The following is a 17,912-nucleotide window of genomic DNA, read 5'->3' on the forward strand; positions in this document are numbered from 1 at the left end:
TCTCCCAGCCATACGCGGCCAAGGCCGCTCCCACCAAAAGCCGCTGCTTGCCACGCCGCTGCAGCGCGCAAACCTTGACCGCGGTGGCGGCGACTTGCAGGGCCGATGATGGCCCTGCCGGCCGGCATGGCATTCGCCTGCCGCCGGCTTACCTCCGTGGTCCCGGCAGGCTTACCTGCACGACCAGCCCACCCGACTCGCTGTCCAGCAGTTCCAGCTCACCGCCGTACACTTCCACCAGATCCCCGACGATCGCCAACCCCAGGCCATGGCCGGTGACGCTTTCATCCAGCCGGGTGCCCCGCCGCAATACCCGCTCCCGGTTCGCGGGATCGATACCCGGACCATCGTCCTCTACCCGCAGCAGCAATGCCTCGGCACTCAGCTCCCAATCCACACGCACCTGGCTACGGGCCCACTTGCAGGCGTTATCCAGCAGGTTACCCAACAGCTCCAACATGTCTTCGCGCTCGAAAGGCCATTCCGGTCCCGGATGCACGGGACTGTCGATGGTCACCCGCTCGCCATGGATCTGCCGCAACGAGTCAATCAACCAGGGCAGGTCCTGAGCAGGATGGAAGCGGGTACCGGCCTGGCTTTCCGGCGCCAGCCGCGAACGCTGCAGTGCGCGCTCCAGCTGCCGACGGATGTCCTCCAGCTGCGCGGTGATGGCCTGCTTGTTGTTGGCTGGCAGCTCCGCCTGACGCACCAGGCTCTCGGTAACCGCCAGCGGGGTCTTCAGTGCATGGCCGAGATCACCGACACCCTTGCGTGAACGCTGGATGATCTGATCTACCTGGGCACCCAGATGATTGATTTCGTGGACCAGCGGCAACAGCTCCTGAGGTACATCATCGCTGAGTTCCAGACGCTGGCCAGTGCGCCACTCTGCCAGTTCCCGGCGGGCGCGAAGCAGCGGTAGCAGCGCCCGGCGCAGCAGGCCCTGCTGAATCAGCAGGGCGATTACCACTGCCAGCCCACCGAGACCCCAGATCCACCACCTGGCCCGGCTGAAGGCTTCCAGCAGCGGCTCGTAATCCATGGCCACACTGATGGTCACTGTCTCACCGAGCTTGTTGAAACGCCCCGAGTGCACCAGCAACTGCTGGCCTGCCGGCCCGGGGACCAGGGTATTCTGCAACCCCTCTGCGTCCAGCGGCAAACGCTGGTCCCACAGCGAGCGGGAGCGCCAGCGCTCCGTGGTCTGCAATACGAAATAGCGACCCGAGAATGGCCGCTGGTAATCCGGACTGACTCGCTGCAAGTCGAGATACAAGCCGCTCGGTCCCGGAGTAAGTGCTGCCAGCAGCGCATCGGTTTCCCGCTGCAGGTCAGTACTGAGGTAATCACGCAGAGCGCGGTCGAACAACCACACGCTGCCCTGCCCCACCAGCATCACCGTGAGCAACAGGACCAGCAGCAAGCCACCGCCCAGCTGACGGCCGATGGACCTCAAACCTGTCGCCCCACCAGTACATACCCCTGACCGCGGCGGGTCTCGATGGTCTGCTTGCCCAACTTGCGACGCAGGTGATTGATCAGCACTTCGATCACATTGGAGTCCCGCTCGGCTTCATAATCGTACAGGTGCTCGGCCAACCGCGCCTTGGATACCAGCTGACCGGCGTGCAGCATGAAACAGCGCAGCAAGCGGAATTCACTGGCCGACAGCTGCACGGCTTCCAGGCCGGGGCCGGAGACCTGCTGGGTGGTTTCATCCAGACTCAGGCCGGCCGCGTGCAACTGGTTCTGGGGCTCACGCCCATGGCTACGCCGCAACAATCCCTGGATGCGCAGCAGCAGCTCTTCCGGATGGAAAGGTTTGGTCAGGTAATCATCAGCACCAGCACGCAGCCCCTCGACCCGCTCGGTCCAGCTACCCCGGGCGGTGAGCACCAGCACCGGCAAGCTCAGCCCCTGACCGCGCCAGGCCTGCAGTACCTCCAGACCACCGCGGCCGGGCAGGCCCAGGTCGAGAATGCACAGGTCGTAGGGCTCCTGTTCACCGAGCAGCTGCACATCCCGACCATCGGCTCGCCAATCGACCGCATAACCGGCTTGGCGCAGGCTGGTACAGAGCGTGTCGGCCAGCGCCACATTGTCTTCAGCCAGCAACAGCCGCATCAATCATCCTCGTCCACATCGAGCAGCACACCGGTCACGGCGTCGTACTCCAATTCCAGCACCCGGCGATCCCGGGTGACTATTTCCATCTCGTAGATGTAACGCCCATCATCATGCTCGAGTTCAGCCTCGAGAAAACGCCCCGGATAGCGCTCCAGGGCGTCGGCGATCAAGGTCTGCAATGGCAGTATCACCCCACGCTCGGCCAGGTCCAACGCTTCATCATGATCGATATCATCGGCTGCGGCCGGCGAGGTCCATCCGAGCAGCAGACCAAAACACAGCCAGCCGCACAAGGCGGCCGGCTTCAGTGCCAGAAATCGATCAGTCATCTTGTTCGGTTTTGAGGACTTCACCGGTGCTGGCGTCAATATCGATGTCCCAGTCGGTGCCGTCATCGGCGCGGATATCCAGCTTGTAGATATAGCGGCCATATTCATGTTCCAGGTCACGGTCGGTAATCTGACCGGCCTTGACGGACAGAGCCTTTTCTTCCAGGCTGTCCAGCGCTTTGATTTTGCCTTCCTCTACCAGTTTCGCTGCTTCGGCCGAACTCACATCATCATCGGCGAATACCGCAGCCGAACCCAGGCCCAGAAAAGCTGCGCAAGACAGTGCAATAAGTTTTTTCATATCATGTCGCTCCGTTGTTTGAACACAATTGAATAGTAGACCGACAAACTGAACTGAACCTTAAAAATGGCCGAGTCGCACTCGGCCAATGCAGGGATTCGCATGACCGCCATTCATATTTCCGCGCCAGCCCTCACCCTGCGAGCCGGTGAACGAGCGTTGCAGCATATTCGTAACAATGGCCTGCAGCCAACTGACGTGCATTTGATTCCCGGCGCAGCGGGGGGCCCCAAAGCGCTGGGCATTCAGGGTCTGGACATGGCCATCTTCGGCGATTGGCTGCCCCGGACACCGCAGCCACGCAGCCTGGTTGGTGCTTCCATCGGCAGTTGGCGATTCGCCAGCGTATGCCTTCCTGACCCGGTCGCCGGCCTGCGCCGCCTGGGCGAGCTGTACACGGCCCAGCGCTTCCCCAAGGGCATCACCGTGGCCGAGATCAGCCGTCGCTGCGCGCACATGCTGGACCAGTTGCTGGACGATCAGGACCAGAGCATTCTCGACAATCCCCATTACCACCTGAATATCGTCGCCGTGAAAAGCCTGCGGCTCCTGCAGCATGATCACCCGTCACGCCTGGGGCTGGGGCTGGGCGGCGTCATTGGCGCCAACCTGCTCGGCCGTCGCCATCTGCGACGCTGGTTCGAGCGCGTCATCCTGCACGACCAACGCCTGCACCCGCCGCTGCCCGAGCTGCAGGACTTCATTACCAGTTACGTATCACTCAACTGCGATAATCTGCGCCCCGCCCTGCTCGCCTCCGGCTCGATCCCCATGGTCATGGAGGCCGTGCGCGATATTCCCGGCGCCAGCCAGGGTGTCTACCGTGACGGCGGCTTGCTGGATTACCACCTGGACCTGCCCTGGCGCGCGCCAGGCGTGGTGCTGTATCCCCATTTTCTGGATCGGGTGGTACCGGGCTGGTTCGACAAGGCGCTGCCCTGGCGGCGAGCCAATGCCGAGCAGATCGGTGACGTACTGCTGGTAGCCCCATCGCCCACCTACCTGGCCCGCCTACCCTATGGCAAACTCCCGGACCGCCGGGACTATCGCCGCTTCGTAGGTGATGACGCAGGACGCGAAAACTACTGGCGCCAGGCAATGGCCAACAGCCAGCGCCTGGGCGATGAGTTTCTCGAACTGGTGGAAAAGGACCGGCTTATCGAGCGAATCCAGCCGCTGTAACGGTTGCTGTCACCATGAGGGCGAAAGGTTGGTTCTGGCTATCGACATCCGAGGCCGGAGCGGGCAGCCCTCCCGCAGACTTCAGGGATATACCTCTCGCCTCAATCCAGCACCCGACGGGCACTGGCATAGGCACGCTGCCAATAGCTGGCATCCAGCTCATCCACCCGCACCCGGCCACCGGTGCTGGGCGCATGCAGAAAACGGCCATCACCGACATAGATACCGGCGTGATCGACTCGCTTGCCACCCGTGGAGAACAGCACCAGATCGCCCGGCCGGAGGGATTTGACCGAGGTGGTGCCGGGCAAGGCGCTCAGCCCAGCGGTGGTACGCGGTAGCGTCAGGCCCGCAGACTCACGATAGACATAGTTGATCAGACCGCTGCAATCGAACCCCGACTCCGGCGAGCTACCACCGTAGCGATAAGGTGTACCCACCAGGCTGAAGGCATGGAACAGCAATTGATCATGGCTGACGGCAGCCGGCGGGGCTGGCGGTGCGCTCGGCACTGCAGCAGAAGGCGCTGGTGTTTGCGGCGCACTGGCGCACCCGGCCAGGACAGCCAATGACAATACCAGCAGCAGATGAATAGCACGCATTACCCGACCTCGCCCGGAACACCGGATAACCTTGCACTGACAAGGACTTGAGGTCAAGTCGCGAGATCCAGGATCAGACTTCGCTTGTAACTCAATGATTCACCGTAAAAGCCAACATCGCCGACAGCTGCCCCGAGGGACGGCCGCTTTCACGGCCCAACTGGTTGAATGCATCCTGCACCAGGGCCAGGTCCCGCTGACTCGTAGCCTTGGCCTGATCCAGCACCCCCATGCCTTTCAACGCAGCCAATACGTCGTCGGTAGTGACAAAGGTATCCTTGCCGACCATCCGCAGAAAGCGCGGCACCGACAACCCGCCAAGCTGGTTGCCGCGCTTGGCCAGCAACCGCCACAGGCCGACGATATCCTCGCTCGGCCAATCGGCGATCAGGTTGCCCATGCTGCCGTATTCCCGGCTCAGATCCAGCACCATCTGGGCATTGCGCGGCACGCTGCGCAGCTTGGCGAGATGGCGGATGATGCGCGTGTCCTGCATCAGGCGTTCGATATGCTCGGCGCTCATCAACACCACCTTGTGCGGATCGAAGCCGAAGAATACCTCCTCAAAGGCCGGCCAGCGCGCATCCACCACGCTGTGCTTGAGACCGGCACGGAATACCCGCAGAGCCATCGCCGAGAGGTAACGGTCATCGCTCAACGCCCGCAGCTCATCAGCAGAACGAGGTGTCGGCAGCCGTGCTTCCAACGCCGCACGGGAACCGAAGCGGTTCAGGCAATATTCTTCAAGCCAGCGGTAATCGCGCATTGGGTATCCCGGTCAGAGGTTCATCAGATCGACGAAACGCGGCGCGGCGCTGGCATCGATCTTCAGGCTGGCGAAATCGAACAGCTTGGCATCGGCCAGTTGCGACGGCTGCACATGCCGCAGCGCACGGAAGATATTCTCCACCCGACCGGGTGTTTCCCGGTCCCAGCTCTGCAACATATCCTTGACCACCTGACGCTGCAGATTCTCCTGCGAGCCGCAGAGGTTGCAGGGAATGATCGGAAACTCGCGCAGCTGGGCATACACTTCGATGTCCTTCTCGTTGCAATAAGCCAGCGGACGAATAACCACATTGCGGCCATCATCGGACCGCAGTTTCGGCGGCATAGCCTTGAGATTGCCGCCATAGAACATGTTCAGAAAGAAGGTTTCGACGATATCGTCACGGTGATGCCCGAGCGCCATCTTGGTCGCGCCGATTTCATCCGCGAAGGTATAGAGGTTGCCCCGGCGCAGGCGCGAACACAGCGAGCAGGTGGTCTTGCCCTCCGGCACCTTTTCCTTGACCACCGAATAGGTGTCACGCTCGAGGATATGGTAGGGAATGCCCAGCTCGTCCAGATACGCCGGCAGTACCTCTTCGGGGAAACCAGGCTGTTTCTGGTCCAGGTTCACCGCGACAATTTCGAACTTGATCGGCGCCACCTTCTGCAGATGCAGCAGCATGTCCAGCAGCGTGTAACTGTCCTTGCCGCCCGACAGGCACACCATGATCTTGTCGCCATCCTCGATCATGTTGTAATCGGTGACTGCTTCGGCAGTCAGGCGCCGCAGGCGTTTCTGCAGCTTGTTCTGGTTGACACTCAGACTGGACATGGCGGGAACCCGGATATCAAAACCCGGCATTTTACCCCGAAACGGGGGGCAGGCAACGGCGCAGGGGGTGGATCAGGGAAATTCCGATGGGAAGTCTGTCAAGCTGAAGCCCTGGCCGCGAGGCGTCTGCAGGACGCCGGCGCGGCCTCACTCACTTATCGAAGATAGATCGGTCCGATCCCCAGCCCCCAGAAGATCACTGCGGTAGCCATCATGCCTACCAGCACCACCAGACCTACCGCCAGGATCGAGCTGGAGAATAGAAAGCCCTCATCCTGCGGAATATCCATGAAGATGGGGATACCCTGATAGAGCAGATATACCGTATAACAGATAGCCGCCGTGCCGACGAACATGGCCAACCACAGGTTCGGGTAGAGCGCCGCGAGACCGGCAAGGAACAGCGGGGTGGCGGTGTAGGCAGCAAAGACCACGCAATCGCTCAAGGTAGGGTTGGAATCATAGGTACGGGACATCCAATGAATGAAGGCCCCCATGACAGCCACCCCGGCGAGCATCGCCAGCCAGGTGAGAAAGGTCATCTGCAGAGCGCTGGCCTGAGTGAGTCTGACCGGCTCAAGAGTACCGATGGTCCAACCGACCTGCGTGGTGCCGATATAAGCGGAAACGGCGGGGATAGCCGCAAGCACCAACACGTGAACCAGGTAGAGCGGTCCGATAACGGTTTCCTCACCCTTGATGGTTCGCCAGGCACGGTCGGGGTTGGTGAAGAGTCCCACTACGTTTTGGATCATGGTCTGACCTCCTGATTATTATTGTCCCGCAGCGCCAGTTTTCTCAGCCCTTGCGGCAGATCGCTGCGACATCCTGTCGCAGCAACCATGCCTTGACTATAGTCAAATCCGCTGGAATTTGAACCCACCGCATTAGAGTGATTAGCGACTTCCCGCTTCGCGGTAATAGCGATTCAGAATTAAGTAAGCCTCGTTGATCTCGCTGCCCCGCTCGACATTGCCGCCCCGGTCGGGATGATGCTGCATCATCAGCCGACGATAACGCTGCTTGATCACGGCTACCCCGTCGTCCCTGGCCACGCCCAATATCTCCCGCGCCCAGTCCAGCTGACACTGCGTTACCGGCTCGCGCTGGCCCCGCCAAAAGTCATCCAGCAGACGGGTCACATCTTCGGCGCTGGTCTCCAGCCATTGGTTCCAATCGAGGTAGTAGCTGCGCAGCGGATCGTTGACCTGTACTCCCGGCCCCCTTACCTGCCGCGGTTGCAAACTGATGCATAGCGCTTCGATCGATAACTCGCGCCGGGAGTCGACCAGCGCGTCGGATAACCGATACAAGCCGTGGAACAGCAGGAAATGCAGCTGGAACAGCTGCAATGGATCGCGCATCGCTCCCGGTACGGCGAACACCGAGTGGGGAAATGCCGTGGCCAGGTGCCGGAGCAATGCGAACTCACCGATACCCTGGGGATTTTCTTCGAGCAGCCAGAGCACCTGCTCATCAAAGTCGGGCGGCAACAGGTCTTGAGCGGTTGGCTTGTTCATGCCATCAGTTTAGCCATCATCGGGCCATAAAACAGCCATCTGCCCGCCATGAAAATGCAACAGGGAATGCGTATGACTATCTGGCCAATTCACTTCACGAGAACGAATAATGAACAGATGGAGCTTGACTGCGATAGCGACAGCCGTGGCCGTCAGCCTTACCGGCTGCCTGGGTAGCGACAGTGACAGTGACCGGGGGGCCGGCGACACCACCCCCAGGATCAGTATCGAACTGAGCAAGCTGGGCAGCTATGCAACCGGTGAGTATGGCCAGAGCGCGGCGGAAATTCCTGCCTTCGACCCGGTCAACCAACGTATATTCATGGTCAACGCCCTATCCGGTGCGGTGGATGTGCTGGATGCCGCCGACCCGGCCAACCCAGCGTATGTCACCTCGCTGGTCGCTCAAACCGAGAACGCCACCGTCAACAGCGTAGCCTGGCACGATGGCTTGCTCGCCGTGGCTGTCGAGGCGGCCATCAAGACCGACCCGGGCACCATCGAACTGTACGATGCCACGACCTTGCAGCTGCTGGACAGCCGGTCGGTCGGCGCCCTGCCCGACATGCTTACCTTTACGCCCGATGGCAAGTACGTGTTGGTCGCCAATGAAGGCGAGCCGAATGATGATTACTCGGTCGACCCCGAAGGCTCGATCAGCATCGTTGAGGTGCTCGCAGAGAGCAACCGCTTCGGCAGCGTTCGCACCGCCGGCTTCGAGAGCTTCAATGAACAGCGGCAAGCCCTGCTTGACGCCGGTGTGCGGATCTATGGTCCGGCTGACAATACCCAGGCTTATGGCCATAACAACCTGGCGAGCGTTGCCCGTGACCTGGAGCCGGAGTACATCACCGTTTCCGCCGATAGCAGCACCGCCTGGGTCGCTCTGCAGGAAAACAACGCTTTTGCCAAGCTGGACATCGCCAGCGCCACCGTCACGGACATCCTGCCCCTGGGCTTCAAGGATTATGGCGCGCAAGGCAACGGCATCGATGCCAGCGATGAGGAAGACGGGCTCATTCGCATCGAACCTCGTCCCGGTGTGGTTGGTATGTATCACCCCGACGCAATCAGCAGCTACAGCGTGGACGGCAAGACCTATATCGTTTCGGCTAACGAAGGCGATGCCCGCGCCTGGGGTGAGGACACCGATGAATACTGGGCAGGTGATGCCAGCCTGGGCTTCGTTGAGGAGTTCCGCGTCAAGCATCTGGTGCACAGCGACGGTTTCCGCCGCCGGGCCAATGACGATCTGCCGCCGCAGCTGGCTGCCCTGGCTGACGGTGCCCTGCTCAACCCGGACACCTTCGCCTACTGTGGCGCCACCGCAGCCGCGCCCGGCGCTTGCCGCGCGGATGATGAGCTGGGCCGCCTGAATATCAGTTGGGTGAATGGCTATCGCAAAAATGCCGACGGCAGCCCGATGCTGTTCGATGCCAGCGGCGCAGCAAACCCCGCCGGCAATCTACTGATGTACGATGAGCTGTACTCCTATGGCGCCCGTTCCTTCTCCATCTGGGATGAAAATGGCGAACAGGTGTGGGATTCCGGCGACTTTTTCGAGCAGTTCCTGGCCAACCAGACCGAACATGACTGCCAACTGCGAGCGGCCCGCGATATTCCCTGCGATCTGTACTTCAATACCGGTCACGATGAAGTCGGCACACTCGACAGCCGCAGCGATGCCAAAGGCCCCGAGCCGGAAGGCATTACCGTCGGTCGTATCAACGAGCAGAGCTTCGCTTTCATTGGCCTGGAGCGCATGGGTGGAGTGATGGTGTTCGATATCACCGATCCTACCGCGCCGCAATTTCAGGATTACCTGAATACCCGTGAAGACTGGGAAGCCGATCTGGAAGAATCGCCTGAACTCCTGGCCCAGACCGGCGACCTGGGTCCCGAAGGGCTGGTGTTCGTTACCGCCGAGGACTCGCCCAATGGCGAACCCCTGTTGATTGTCGGCAACGAAGTCAGCGGCACCACGGCGATCTACCAGATCAACCGCCGGTAGGCACGATCAGCGGGCGATGCCATCATCGCCCGCCTCGGTACGCACCGGGCCGGCGGCTTCGTCCGGTTTCTGCTCATCCACCACCATTTCCAGCGCCTCAGGCGAAGTAGTTACCATGCTGACATGGTGGGCGGGCTCCTCGACAATGCGATCGCTGGTGTCACGCCAGCGCAACAGACTGAACAGCGCACTGGCGGCAAACATCACAGCGAAGTACAGCGGCAACATCAGCGTCGAGGTAACACCCATCAGCCAGCCGGCCAAGGCCGGTCCAATCGCCGAACCGACACCCTGCAGCATCAGCAGCCCGGCATTGCCGGACAGCACCTCCTCCTTGTGCAAATGGTCAATCAGGTGTGCGACCACAGTGGGGTAAACCGAGAACGAACCGGCGCCGAAGATTACCGCACCGACCAGCAGCCAGGTGGTGGAACCGCTCAACAACGCCATCAGCAGCCCCCCGACGGCAGCGATACCCGCCACGATCACCAATGCCAGACGCCGGTCGATACGATCCGAGAGCACTCCCATCGGCCACTGAAACAATGCCCCGGCGACGATCACCAGCGACATGAAGGTGGCAATCTGACCGGTATCCATACCGACCCGCCCCGCATAGAGCGCTCCCAACCCCCAGAAGCCCCCCATCGCCAGACCCGATAGTACAGCGCCAGCACAGGCCACCGGGGCTGCCCGCCATAACGCCTTGAGTGACAACGTCGTGGTCTCAAGGATTTCCGGCTGCGGCAGCCGGGTTGCTACTACCGGCATGATCGCGACAATGACGAATAAGGCCGCTATCCCGAACATCAGGTTAGCCAGCGGGTTTTCCATCTGCAACAGTTGCTGGGACAGCGCCAGCGCCCCGAGGTTGACCGCCATATAGACCGCGAATACCCGTCCCCGCCGCTCCTTGGGCGCGCCGGTATTCAGCCAACTCTCGATGGAGGTATACACGCCCACCAGCACCATCCCGGTGATCAGGCGCAGCAGCAGCCAGAACAGCATATCGACATGGATTACATGCAGAATGATGCAAGCCGCTGCTGCCGAGGCGAAGAAGGCGAAGGCGCGGATATGTCCCATGCGGCGGATCAACTTGGGGCATACCCAGGTACCCAGCATGAAGCCGGCGAAATAGGCCGAACCGAACAAACCCAACGCTTGATCTGAAAACCCCTCGGTAGCACCGCGCAGGGGTACCAGGGTATTGAGCAAGCCGGAGCCCATCAGCAACAGGGCAATACCGGCCAGCAGCGCACTGATGGTTGTCACAATCCGCAGCATGCAAGCCTCTGATCTGGTTGGAGTTCATTGAGTCTCCTATCCAACCTATATCAGGATCGGGTATCTCGCCAATCAATGGCCTAAACGTCTACACTGGGCCCCGCATCCAGCCTTACCCTCCGGAAGGAGAAAAATCATGCCCAAAAAATGCCTGCTGGTGGTCGCCCATGCACCATCGGATAACACCCGCAAGCTGGTGGAGGCCGTGCTGCGCGGGGCCGCCAGCCCCGACATCGAAAATGTCGCGACCCGCTGGGTGGCGCCGTTGCTGGCCAGCCCCGAGGATGTGATGCAGGCCGATGCCATCATCCTCGGTACGACGGAAAACCTCGGTTACATGAGCGGCGCCCTGAAAGACTTCTTTGATCGCTGCTACTACCCGGTACTGGAAGAGAAGCAAGGGCTGCCCTGCGCACTGTACATCCGCGCCGGCATGGACGGCACCGGCACCCGCCGCGCGGTGGAGAGCATCGTCACCGGCCTGCGCTGGAACTGGGCCCGCGACCCGCTGGTGCTGCGCGGCGAGTGGCAAGACAGCTTTGTCGAGGAGGCCGAAGAGTTGGGCCTGTATATGGCCGCGGGCTTGGATAGCGGGATCTTCTAGCATATGGATCAGATACTGCACCGCCTGGAACACTGCTATCAGTTGGCTGAACAGCGCTTCTCCCGACCCTTCGAACGTCCCAGCGTCAGCCTCGATCTACGCGGGCAGAAGGCCGGCGTTGCCTACCTGAACCGCAACCTGCTGCGGTTCAACGCGCAGATGTACCGGGAGAACCGTGATGACTTTCTGCTGCAGACCGTTCCCCATGAAGTCGCGCATCTGATCGCCCATGCGCTGTTTGGCGGCGAGATTCGCGCCCATGGCCGGGAGTGGCAAACCTTGATGACCGACCTGTATGGTTTGCCTGCCCGGCGCTGTCATGATTACGCCGTTGCGCAGCGACGCAGCACACGTTATCTCTACCGCTGTGGCTGCCCAGAGGGCATTCCGTTCACGCCCCAGCGCCATGCCTTGGTGCGTCGGGGCCGGCGCTATCAATGCCGACGCTGCGGCGACCTGCTGCACTTTACCGGGCAACAGCGCACGGAAGGCTGAGCTGGCTCAGTGATCCCCGGCGCGGGAAAGGTCCCGGATATAGGGAGCAAGCGAGTAACCCAACTGTGGCTCCAGCCCCGCCGCCCAAGCGCCCAATGCCGACCGATCCAGCGCCAGCGGCGGATCGCCCGCCGCCGGGACGAATAGAATGATGTTGCCCTCCTCGACCTGCACCTGCAGATAACTGTCGCCGAACAGATCCCGCAGCATCGCGGCGGCATAAGGCAAGCCGGTTTCGCCCATCTGCCATTGATTGATCACCAGCACGCCGCCGGGCCGCAATGCCCGCTGACAGGCGGCGAAAAAGTCCGCCTGCAATTGCAGACGCGATAGGCCGCCCTCCATGTACAGGTCAACGCACAGCAGATCGCAACTGGTCGGCGCGGCGGCAATATGCTTCTCGGCACAGCCGATGCTGACCTCCAATCGCGGGTCGGCTGAAAGCCCCAGCCACTCCCGCGCCAACGCCAGCACCTCCCCACGCAGCTCGACCACCCGCACCCCGGCGGGGGCAAAATGCCGTACCAAACAATTGGCCAGGGCCCCACCGCCCAACCCCAACAGCGTCATCTGCGGGTTAGATTTGCACCAGAAGGTCCCCAGCAACATTGCCCGGGTATAGTCATATTCCAGCCACGCGGGATCGGCCAGGAAGATGCAACTCTGTTCGGTCTGCTCGCCGAAATAGAGGAAGCGATAACCTTCCCGGTTCTCGGTGATGCGCAGCGTACCGTAATCGTCGCGGCGCTTTTCCAGCAGGGTCTCCTGATCGGTCATCAACAGCATTCCCAAAAACATGTTCCACCAGGACATGGATCACCTATGGCCTGAATCATTCCGGCCATTGTGGGGCACGGCACAACAAAAGTCTTGCCGTCGGGCAAGCCCGCTCCCGCAAGGTACGTTTCTCCCGTAGTCGTCAGCATTGACACTCGGCCCTTCCATCACTTGAGCCATGCTCCCCTCTGCGCGCATAATGCCCAGCCTTTGCTGTTTTCAACAGGCTGCTTCCATGTTCCGCTGGTTTGAACAACGTCTCGATCCCTTCCCTGCCGAAGAACCGATCCAACCCCCGCGCCAGCTACTGGCTTTTTGTCTGCACTACACCCGCGGCTCTTGGCCATTCCTGATCATTGCCGCCTTGCTCATGGCGAGCATTGCCATCACCGAAGTCTGGCTGTTCAGCTTCCTCGGCAATATCGTCGACTGGCTATCGAATCAGGACCGCAGCACCTTTCTGCAGAACGAGGGGCTCAAGCTCACCGGCATGTTCCTGGTGGTCATGGCCCTGCTGCCATTGCTGATCCTGGTCAACTCGCTGTTCAGCTATCAGACGCTGATGGGCAATTACCCGATGCGCATCCGCTGGCTGGTGCATCGTTATCTTCTCAGACAGTCGATGGCCTTCTACCAGGACGAATTTGCCGGCCGTATCGCCACCAAGATGATGCAGACGGCGCTGGCGGTACGCGAATGCGTGATCAAGCTGATCGACGTGCTCAACTACGTGGTGGTGTATTTCCTCGGCACCCTGCTGGTGGTCGGGCTGGCCGACTGGCGGCTGATCATCCCCATGCTGGCGTGGCTGGCCGGCTATGCATTGATGATGCGCTACTTCATCCCGCGACTCGGCAAAGTCGCCGAGGCCCAGGCCGATGCACGCTCGGTGATGACCGGCAGCGTGGTCGACAGCTACACCAATATCCAGACGGTGAAGCTGTTCTCCCATGCCCGCCGCGAAGCCACCCACGCCCGCGAAGGCATGACCGGTTTCATGGAAACCGTCTATCGCCAGATGCGGCTGGTTACCCTGGTCAACGTCTCGCTCTACCTGCTCAACGGCATGCTGCTGGCGGGCGTGACCGGACTGGCGCTCTGGCTATGGCTGCAGGGCGGCATCAGCGTCGGCGCCGTGGCGGTGGCCGTGGGTTTGGTGTTGCGTCTGTGGGGCATGTCGCAGTGGATCATGTGGGAGATCTCCGCCCTGTTCGAGAACGTCGGTACCGTGCAGGACGGCATCAACTCCATCTCCCGTCCGCAACTGATCACCGATCAGCCGGATGCCAAGCGCCTGGAAGTCAGCCGGGGCGAGATCCAGTTCGAGCATGTACGGTTTCATTACGGCAAGGGTCACGGGGTGATGGATGACCTGCATTTGCACATCCGTCCCGGCGAGCGGATCGGCCTGGTGGGCCGCTCCGGGGCCGGCAAGTCGACCCTGGTGAATCTGCTGCTGCGCTTCTACGACGCGGAGGGCGGGCGCATTCTCATCGATGGGCAGAATATTGCCGAGGTCAGCCAGGACTCCCTGCGCGAGCATATCGGCATGGTCACCCAGGACACCTCGCTGCTGCACCGTTCGGTACGGGACAACATTCTCTATGGCCGCCCCGACGCCACCGAGGAGATGATGCTGCAGGCCGCGCGCAATGCCCATTCTGACGGCTTCATCCCCGGTTTGAGCGATGCCCGGGGCCGTCGCGGCTATGATGCCCATGTCGGCGAGCGCGGGGTGAAGCTTTCCGGCGGCCAGCGCCAGCGCATCGCCATTGCCCGCGTCATGCTCAAGGATGCGCCCATCCTGATTCTCGACGAAGCCACCTCGGCGCTGGATTCGGAAGTCGAAGCCGCGATCCAGGAAAATCTCAATCAACTGATGCAGGGCAAAACCGTGATCGCCATCGCCCACCGACTATCGACCATCGCCGAAATGGACCGGCTGATTGTCATGGATCAGGGGCGTATCGTCGAAGACGGCAGTCATGCCGAGCTGATCAGCCAGGGCGGGTTGTATGCCCAGTTATGGGCACGGCAGTCGGGCGGGTTTCTGGGGGAGGATCTGTAGTCACCAGCCTTCCATAGTCCGCTGGATGCCTGGGAGGTTCGAGCACCAGCTCGTACCGGAATTGGCCGGCAACACCTGCGTTACCGGCTGACTCCGCCATCGAGTCCGATCGCGCCCCGCGGGCTCGTCGTTTCCAGGGCTTTTAACGCCCCCCCGGACGGCTCAACGTCCGCGGGGGCATCGCCGACTTACCCTTTACCCTCCGCCAACAGGTCCCGCAGCACATAATGCAGGATCCCACCGGCCTTGAAGTAATCCACCTCATTGCCGGTATCGATCCGGCACAGCACCTCGAACTCGATCTGGCGCCCGCTCGGATGATGCGCCGTGACCTTGAGCATCTGCCCGGGGCGCAGGTTGTCGTCGATGCCGGGGATATCCAGCACCTCGTGCCCATCCAGCTGCAGCGTCGGGGCATTCTGCCCATTGATGAACTGCAGGGGTAATACGCCCATGCCAACCAGGTTAGAGCGGTGGATACGCTCGAAACTCTCAGCAATGACGGCTTTCACACCCAGCAGGTTGGTGCCCTTGGCTGCCCAGTCGCGGCTGGAGCCAGTGCCATACTCCTTGCCCGCCAGTACCACCAGGGGCGTGCCTTCGGCCTGATACCGCATAGCCGCATCGTAGATGGACATCCGCTCACCGCTGGGAGTATGGATAGTCAGGCCACCCTCCTCGCCACCGAGCATGCGGTTGCGGATGCGAATATTGGCAAAGGTCCCGCGCATCATTACTTCGTGGTTGCCGCGCCGCGAGCCATAGGAGTTGAAGTCTTCCGGCTTCACACCCAGCCGTTGCAGATATTCCCCCGCCGGTGAGCTGGACTTGATAGTCCCCGCCGGCGAGATATGATCCGTGGTGATCGAGTCACCGAACACCGCCAGTACCCGGGCCTGATGGATCGGCTGCAGCGGCTCCAGTGGCTGATCAATGCGTTCGAAATAGGGAGGGTTCTGTACATAGGTCGACTGACTGTCCCAGGTGTAGGTATCCCCACCGCTCACGCTGATTGACTGCCAATGTTCATCGCCGGTGAATACATCAGCGTAACGGCGACGGAACATGTTGTCTTCCACCAGTGCCACCGCCTCGGCAATTTCGGCATTGCTCGGCCACAGATCACGCAGGAATACCGGCTTGTTGTCACGGTCCAACCCCAACGGCTCTTCCTGCAGATTCAGACGGCTATCGCCAGCCAGTGCATAAGCCACCACTAAAGGCGGCGACGCCAGCCAGTTGGCCTTGACCTGCTGATGCACCCGCCCCTCGAAGTTGCGGTTGCCGGACAGTACCGCCGATACCACCAGATCATGCTCACTGACCGCATGGCTGATCGGCTCCGGCAGCGGGCCGGAGTTGCCGATACAAGTGGTGCAGCCATAGCCGACCAGGTTGAAACCGAGCTGGTCCAGATAATCGATCAACCCGGCCCGCTCCAGATAGTCGGTTACCACCTTGGACCCCGGCGCCAATGACGACTTGACCCACGGCTTGCGCTGAATGCCACGCTCGACCGCCTTCTTGGCCAGCAACCCCGCCGCCATCATGACGCTGGGGTTGGAGGTGTTGGTACAGGAGGTGATGGCGGCGATCACCACCGCGCCGTTTTTCAGGACGTGCTCTTCGCCATCGATGGTCACACAGACTTCACCGCGCGGGCCACCCACCGCCGTACCGCCACCACCTTCGTCTTCCAACCGCTCGACATCAGTGGCAATGGTCGCCGTCTGCAGCGCCAGCAACTCCTCGAACGCCTTGGGTACCTGGCCTAGGGGCACCCGATCCTGGGGGCGGCGCGGCCCGGCCAGGCTCGGCTCGACCTCGTTCATATCCAGATGCAGGGTATCGGTGAACACCGGCTCATGACCCGGCTCACGCCACAGCCCCTGCGCCTTGGCGTAGGCTTCAACCCGCTCGACGACCTCTTGGGGGCGGCCGGTCAGACGCAGGTATCCTAGGGTAATATCATCAATGGGAAAGAAGCCGCAGGTGGCGCCGTACTCCGGCGCCATATTGGCGATGGTGGCGCGATCGGCCAATGGCAGGTCTGCCAGACCGTCGCCGTAGAACTCGACGAATTTACCCACTACCCCGTGCTGGCGCAGCATCTGGGTCACCGTCAGCACCAGATCGGTGGCGGTCATGCCCTCACGCAATTTGCCGGTCAGCTTGAAGCCCACCACCTCGGGGATCAGCATGGACACCGGCTGGCCGAGCATGGCCGCCTCGGCCTCGATTCCGCCGACGCCCCAGCCCAGCACGCCCAGGCCATTGACCATGGTGGTGTGCGAATCCGTGCCCACCAGGGTGTCCGGATAGGCCCACCACTGCCCATCGCTCTCTGCCGCCCAGACACTCTGCGCCAGATACTCCAGGTTTACCTGATGGCAGATGCCGGTACCCGGCGGCACTACCCGGAAATTGTTGAAGGCCTTCTGGCCCCAGCGCAGGAAGGCATACCGTTCACCGTTACGCTGCATCTCCATCTCGACATTGCCTTGGAAGGCCGCATCGTTGCCGAAGTGGTCCACCATCACCGAGTGGTCGATGACCAGGTCCACCGGTGACAGCGGATTGATCCGCTGCGGGTCGGCACCGGCCCGCGCCACGGCATCGCGCATCGCGGCCAGATCCACCACCGCCGGCACCCCGGTGAAGTCCTGCATCAACACCCGCGCGGGCCGGTATTGGATCTCCCGGTCCGAATGCCGCTTGACCAGCCAGTCAGCCATCGCCTGGATATCCTCGCGGGTCACCGTTTCACCATCCTCGTGACGCAGCAGGTTCTCCAGCAGCACTTTCAGCGACATCGGCAACCTGTTGATCTCGCCCAGCAGTTCACCGGCCTTGGGCAGGGAGTGATACTGATAGGTCCTGTCACCCACTTGCAGGCTGCTCAGGGTTTGCAAACTGTCAATCGACATCAGGCGCCTCCTCTTGGTAGTACGTTGACCGGCAGGTCACTCTCGAACCCTGTACGCCGGCCGATAGCTTTCAGAATAG

17 protein-coding genes are annotated in these 17,912 nt (G+C 61.4%); 5 read left to right on the plus strand and 12 right to left on the minus strand.

The window, feature by feature from the left end; translation table 11 throughout:
* Positions 1 to 148 precede the first annotated feature (148 nt).
* Genes BM267_RS10865 through BM267_RS10880 form a run of 4 tightly spaced genes read right to left on the minus strand, consistent with a single transcriptional unit; the run spans position 149 to position 2,757 of the window.
* Positions 149 to 1,456 (minus strand): sensor histidine kinase, encoded by a 1,308-nt coding sequence (locus tag BM267_RS10865; protein ID WP_074779980.1) that lies wholly within the window; start codon positions 1,454 to 1,456, stop codon positions 149 to 151.
* Positions 1,453 to 2,124: a response regulator transcription factor gene (locus BM267_RS10870; protein WP_036992444.1), complete on the minus strand. Its 672-nt coding sequence runs from the start codon at positions 2,122 to 2,124 to the stop codon at positions 1,453 to 1,455. Before BM267_RS10870 ends, BM267_RS10865 begins: the two co-directional genes overlap by 4 nt.
* On the minus strand, positions 2,124 to 2,456 hold the full coding sequence (locus BM267_RS10875) for a PepSY domain-containing protein (protein ID WP_074779982.1): 333 nt from the start codon (positions 2,454 to 2,456) through the stop codon (positions 2,124 to 2,126). The genes BM267_RS10870 and BM267_RS10875 overlap by 1 nt, the downstream gene beginning before the upstream one ends.
* Positions 2,449 to 2,757, minus strand: a complete 309-nt coding sequence (locus tag BM267_RS10880; protein WP_036992445.1) for a PepSY domain-containing protein — start codon at positions 2,755 to 2,757, stop codon at positions 2,449 to 2,451. The genes BM267_RS10875 and BM267_RS10880 overlap by 8 nt, the downstream gene beginning before the upstream one ends.
* 102 nt (positions 2,758 to 2,859) lie before the next feature.
* Between BM267_RS10880 and BM267_RS10885 the strand changes: the two genes are divergently transcribed.
* Positions 2,860 to 3,939: a patatin-like phospholipase domain-containing protein gene (locus tag BM267_RS10885; protein WP_074779984.1), complete on the plus strand. Its 1,080-nt coding sequence runs from the start codon at positions 2,860 to 2,862 to the stop codon at positions 3,937 to 3,939.
* A gap of 101 nt (positions 3,940 to 4,040) precedes the next feature.
* On the opposite strand, the gene BM267_RS10890 is transcribed toward BM267_RS10885, so the two are convergent.
* The 5 genes from BM267_RS10890 to BM267_RS10910 form a co-directional block, all read right to left on the minus strand.
* A complete protein-coding gene (locus BM267_RS10890; RefSeq protein ID WP_036992447.1) occupies positions 4,041 to 4,541 on the minus strand; it encodes a C40 family peptidase in 501 nt (166 codons plus the stop codon).
* A gap of 91 nt (positions 4,542 to 4,632) precedes the next feature.
* Positions 4,633 to 5,307: a DNA-3-methyladenine glycosylase I gene (locus BM267_RS10895; RefSeq protein ID WP_074779986.1), complete on the minus strand. Its 675-nt coding sequence runs from the start codon at positions 5,305 to 5,307 to the stop codon at positions 4,633 to 4,635.
* 12 nt (positions 5,308 to 5,319) lie between these two features.
* On the minus strand, positions 5,320 to 6,144 hold the full coding sequence (gene ttcA, locus BM267_RS10900) for a tRNA 2-thiocytidine(32) synthetase TtcA (protein ID WP_074779988.1): 825 nt from the start codon (positions 6,142 to 6,144) through the stop codon (positions 5,320 to 5,322).
* A 155-nt stretch (positions 6,145 to 6,299) separates the two neighbouring features.
* Positions 6,300 to 6,899 carry a Yip1 family protein gene (locus tag BM267_RS10905; RefSeq protein ID WP_036992452.1) on the minus strand — a complete coding sequence of 200 codons (600 nt, stop codon included), beginning with the start codon at positions 6,897 to 6,899 and terminating at the stop codon, positions 6,300 to 6,302.
* Between the two features lie 141 nt (positions 6,900 to 7,040).
* The gene (locus BM267_RS10910) at positions 7,041 to 7,664 is read right to left on the minus strand and encodes a DNA-J related domain-containing protein (RefSeq protein WP_074779990.1); all 624 of its coding nucleotides are present in this window, start codon (positions 7,662 to 7,664) and stop codon (positions 7,041 to 7,043) included.
* Positions 7,665 to 7,773: 109 nt separating this feature from the next.
* On the opposite strand from BM267_RS10910, the gene BM267_RS10915 reads away from it, so the two are divergent.
* Positions 7,774 to 9,675: a choice-of-anchor I family protein gene (locus BM267_RS10915; protein ID WP_036992455.1), complete on the plus strand. Its 1,902-nt coding sequence runs from the start codon at positions 7,774 to 7,776 to the stop codon at positions 9,673 to 9,675.
* Positions 9,676 to 9,681: 6 nt separating this feature from the next.
* Here the strand turns inward: BM267_RS10915 and BM267_RS10920 are convergent, their stop codons facing one another.
* Positions 9,682 to 10,962, minus strand: a complete 1,281-nt coding sequence (locus BM267_RS10920; RefSeq protein WP_063608031.1) for an MFS transporter — start codon at positions 10,960 to 10,962, stop codon at positions 9,682 to 9,684.
* Between the two features lie 136 nt (positions 10,963 to 11,098).
* Here BM267_RS10920 and BM267_RS10925 point away from each other — a divergent pair, with 136 nt between their 5' ends.
* A complete protein-coding gene (locus tag BM267_RS10925) occupies positions 11,099 to 11,566 on the plus strand; it encodes a flavodoxin family protein (RefSeq protein WP_036992457.1) in 468 nt (155 codons plus the stop codon).
* 3 nt (positions 11,567 to 11,569) lie between these two features.
* Positions 11,570 to 12,061, plus strand: coding sequence for a SprT family zinc-dependent metalloprotease (locus BM267_RS10930; RefSeq protein WP_036992458.1), 492 nt, complete (start codon positions 11,570 to 11,572; stop codon positions 12,059 to 12,061).
* A 6-nt stretch (positions 12,062 to 12,067) separates the two neighbouring features.
* On the opposite strand, the gene BM267_RS10935 is transcribed toward BM267_RS10930, so the two are convergent.
* Positions 12,068 to 12,859, minus strand: coding sequence for a spermidine synthase (locus tag BM267_RS10935; protein ID WP_235818271.1), 792 nt, complete (start codon positions 12,857 to 12,859; stop codon positions 12,068 to 12,070).
* Positions 12,860 to 13,073: 214 nt separating this feature from the next.
* On the opposite strand from BM267_RS10935, the gene BM267_RS10940 reads away from it, so the two are divergent.
* Positions 13,074 to 14,906 (plus strand): ABC transporter ATP-binding protein, encoded by a 1,833-nt coding sequence (locus BM267_RS10940; RefSeq protein ID WP_036992459.1) that lies wholly within the window; start codon positions 13,074 to 13,076, stop codon positions 14,904 to 14,906.
* Between the two features lie 188 nt (positions 14,907 to 15,094).
* Here the strand turns inward: BM267_RS10940 and acnA are convergent, their stop codons facing one another.
* On the minus strand, positions 15,095 to 17,836 hold the full coding sequence (gene acnA, locus BM267_RS10945; protein ID WP_036992461.1) for an aconitate hydratase AcnA: 2,742 nt from the start codon (positions 17,834 to 17,836) through the stop codon (positions 15,095 to 15,097).
* Between the last annotated feature and the right edge of the window lie 76 nt (positions 17,837 to 17,912).

This window comes from Halopseudomonas bauzanensis (genome assembly GCF_900114735.1).
GTDB classification, from domain to species: Bacteria; Pseudomonadota; Gammaproteobacteria; order Pseudomonadales; family Pseudomonadaceae; genus Halopseudomonas; species Halopseudomonas bauzanensis.

Excerpts from the sequence above, each read along its gene's own strand:
- BM267_RS10940 (WP_036992459.1), top strand. The coding sequence starts at position 13,074 with ATGTTCCGCTGGTTTGAACAACGTCTCGATCCCTTCCCTGCCGAAGAA.
- BM267_RS10875 (WP_074779982.1), bottom strand. The coding sequence starts at position 2,456 with ATGACTGATCGATTTCTGGCACTGAAGCCGGCCGCCTTGTGCGGCTGG.
- BM267_RS10910 (WP_074779990.1), bottom strand. The coding sequence starts at position 7,664 with ATGAACAAGCCAACCGCTCAAGACCTGTTGCCGCCCGACTTTGATGAG.
- ttcA (WP_074779988.1), bottom strand. The coding sequence starts at position 6,144 with ATGTCCAGTCTGAGTGTCAACCAGAACAAGCTGCAGAAACGCCTGCGG.
- BM267_RS10930 (WP_036992458.1), top strand. The coding sequence starts at position 11,570 with ATGGATCAGATACTGCACCGCCTGGAACACTGCTATCAGTTGGCTGAA.
- BM267_RS10890 (WP_036992447.1), bottom strand. The coding sequence starts at position 4,541 with ATGCGTGCTATTCATCTGCTGCTGGTATTGTCATTGGCTGTCCTGGCC.
- BM267_RS10905 (WP_036992452.1), bottom strand. The coding sequence starts at position 6,899 with ATGATCCAAAACGTAGTGGGACTCTTCACCAACCCCGACCGTGCCTGG.
- BM267_RS10870 (WP_036992444.1), bottom strand. The coding sequence starts at position 2,124 with ATGCGGCTGTTGCTGGCTGAAGACAATGTGGCGCTGGCCGACACGCTC.
- BM267_RS10895 (WP_074779986.1), bottom strand. The coding sequence starts at position 5,307 with ATGCGCGATTACCGCTGGCTTGAAGAATATTGCCTGAACCGCTTCGGT.
- BM267_RS10935 (WP_235818271.1), bottom strand. The coding sequence starts at position 12,859 with ATGTTTTTGGGAATGCTGTTGATGACCGATCAGGAGACCCTGCTGGAA.
- BM267_RS10880 (WP_036992445.1), bottom strand. The coding sequence starts at position 2,757 with ATGAAAAAACTTATTGCACTGTCTTGCGCAGCTTTTCTGGGCCTGGGT.
- BM267_RS10915 (WP_036992455.1), top strand. The coding sequence starts at position 7,774 with ATGAACAGATGGAGCTTGACTGCGATAGCGACAGCCGTGGCCGTCAGC.
- BM267_RS10885 (WP_074779984.1), top strand. The coding sequence starts at position 2,860 with ATGACCGCCATTCATATTTCCGCGCCAGCCCTCACCCTGCGAGCCGGT.
- BM267_RS10925 (WP_036992457.1), top strand. The coding sequence starts at position 11,099 with ATGCCCAAAAAATGCCTGCTGGTGGTCGCCCATGCACCATCGGATAAC.
- BM267_RS10920 (WP_063608031.1), bottom strand. The coding sequence starts at position 10,962 with ATGCTGCGGATTGTGACAACCATCAGTGCGCTGCTGGCCGGTATTGCC.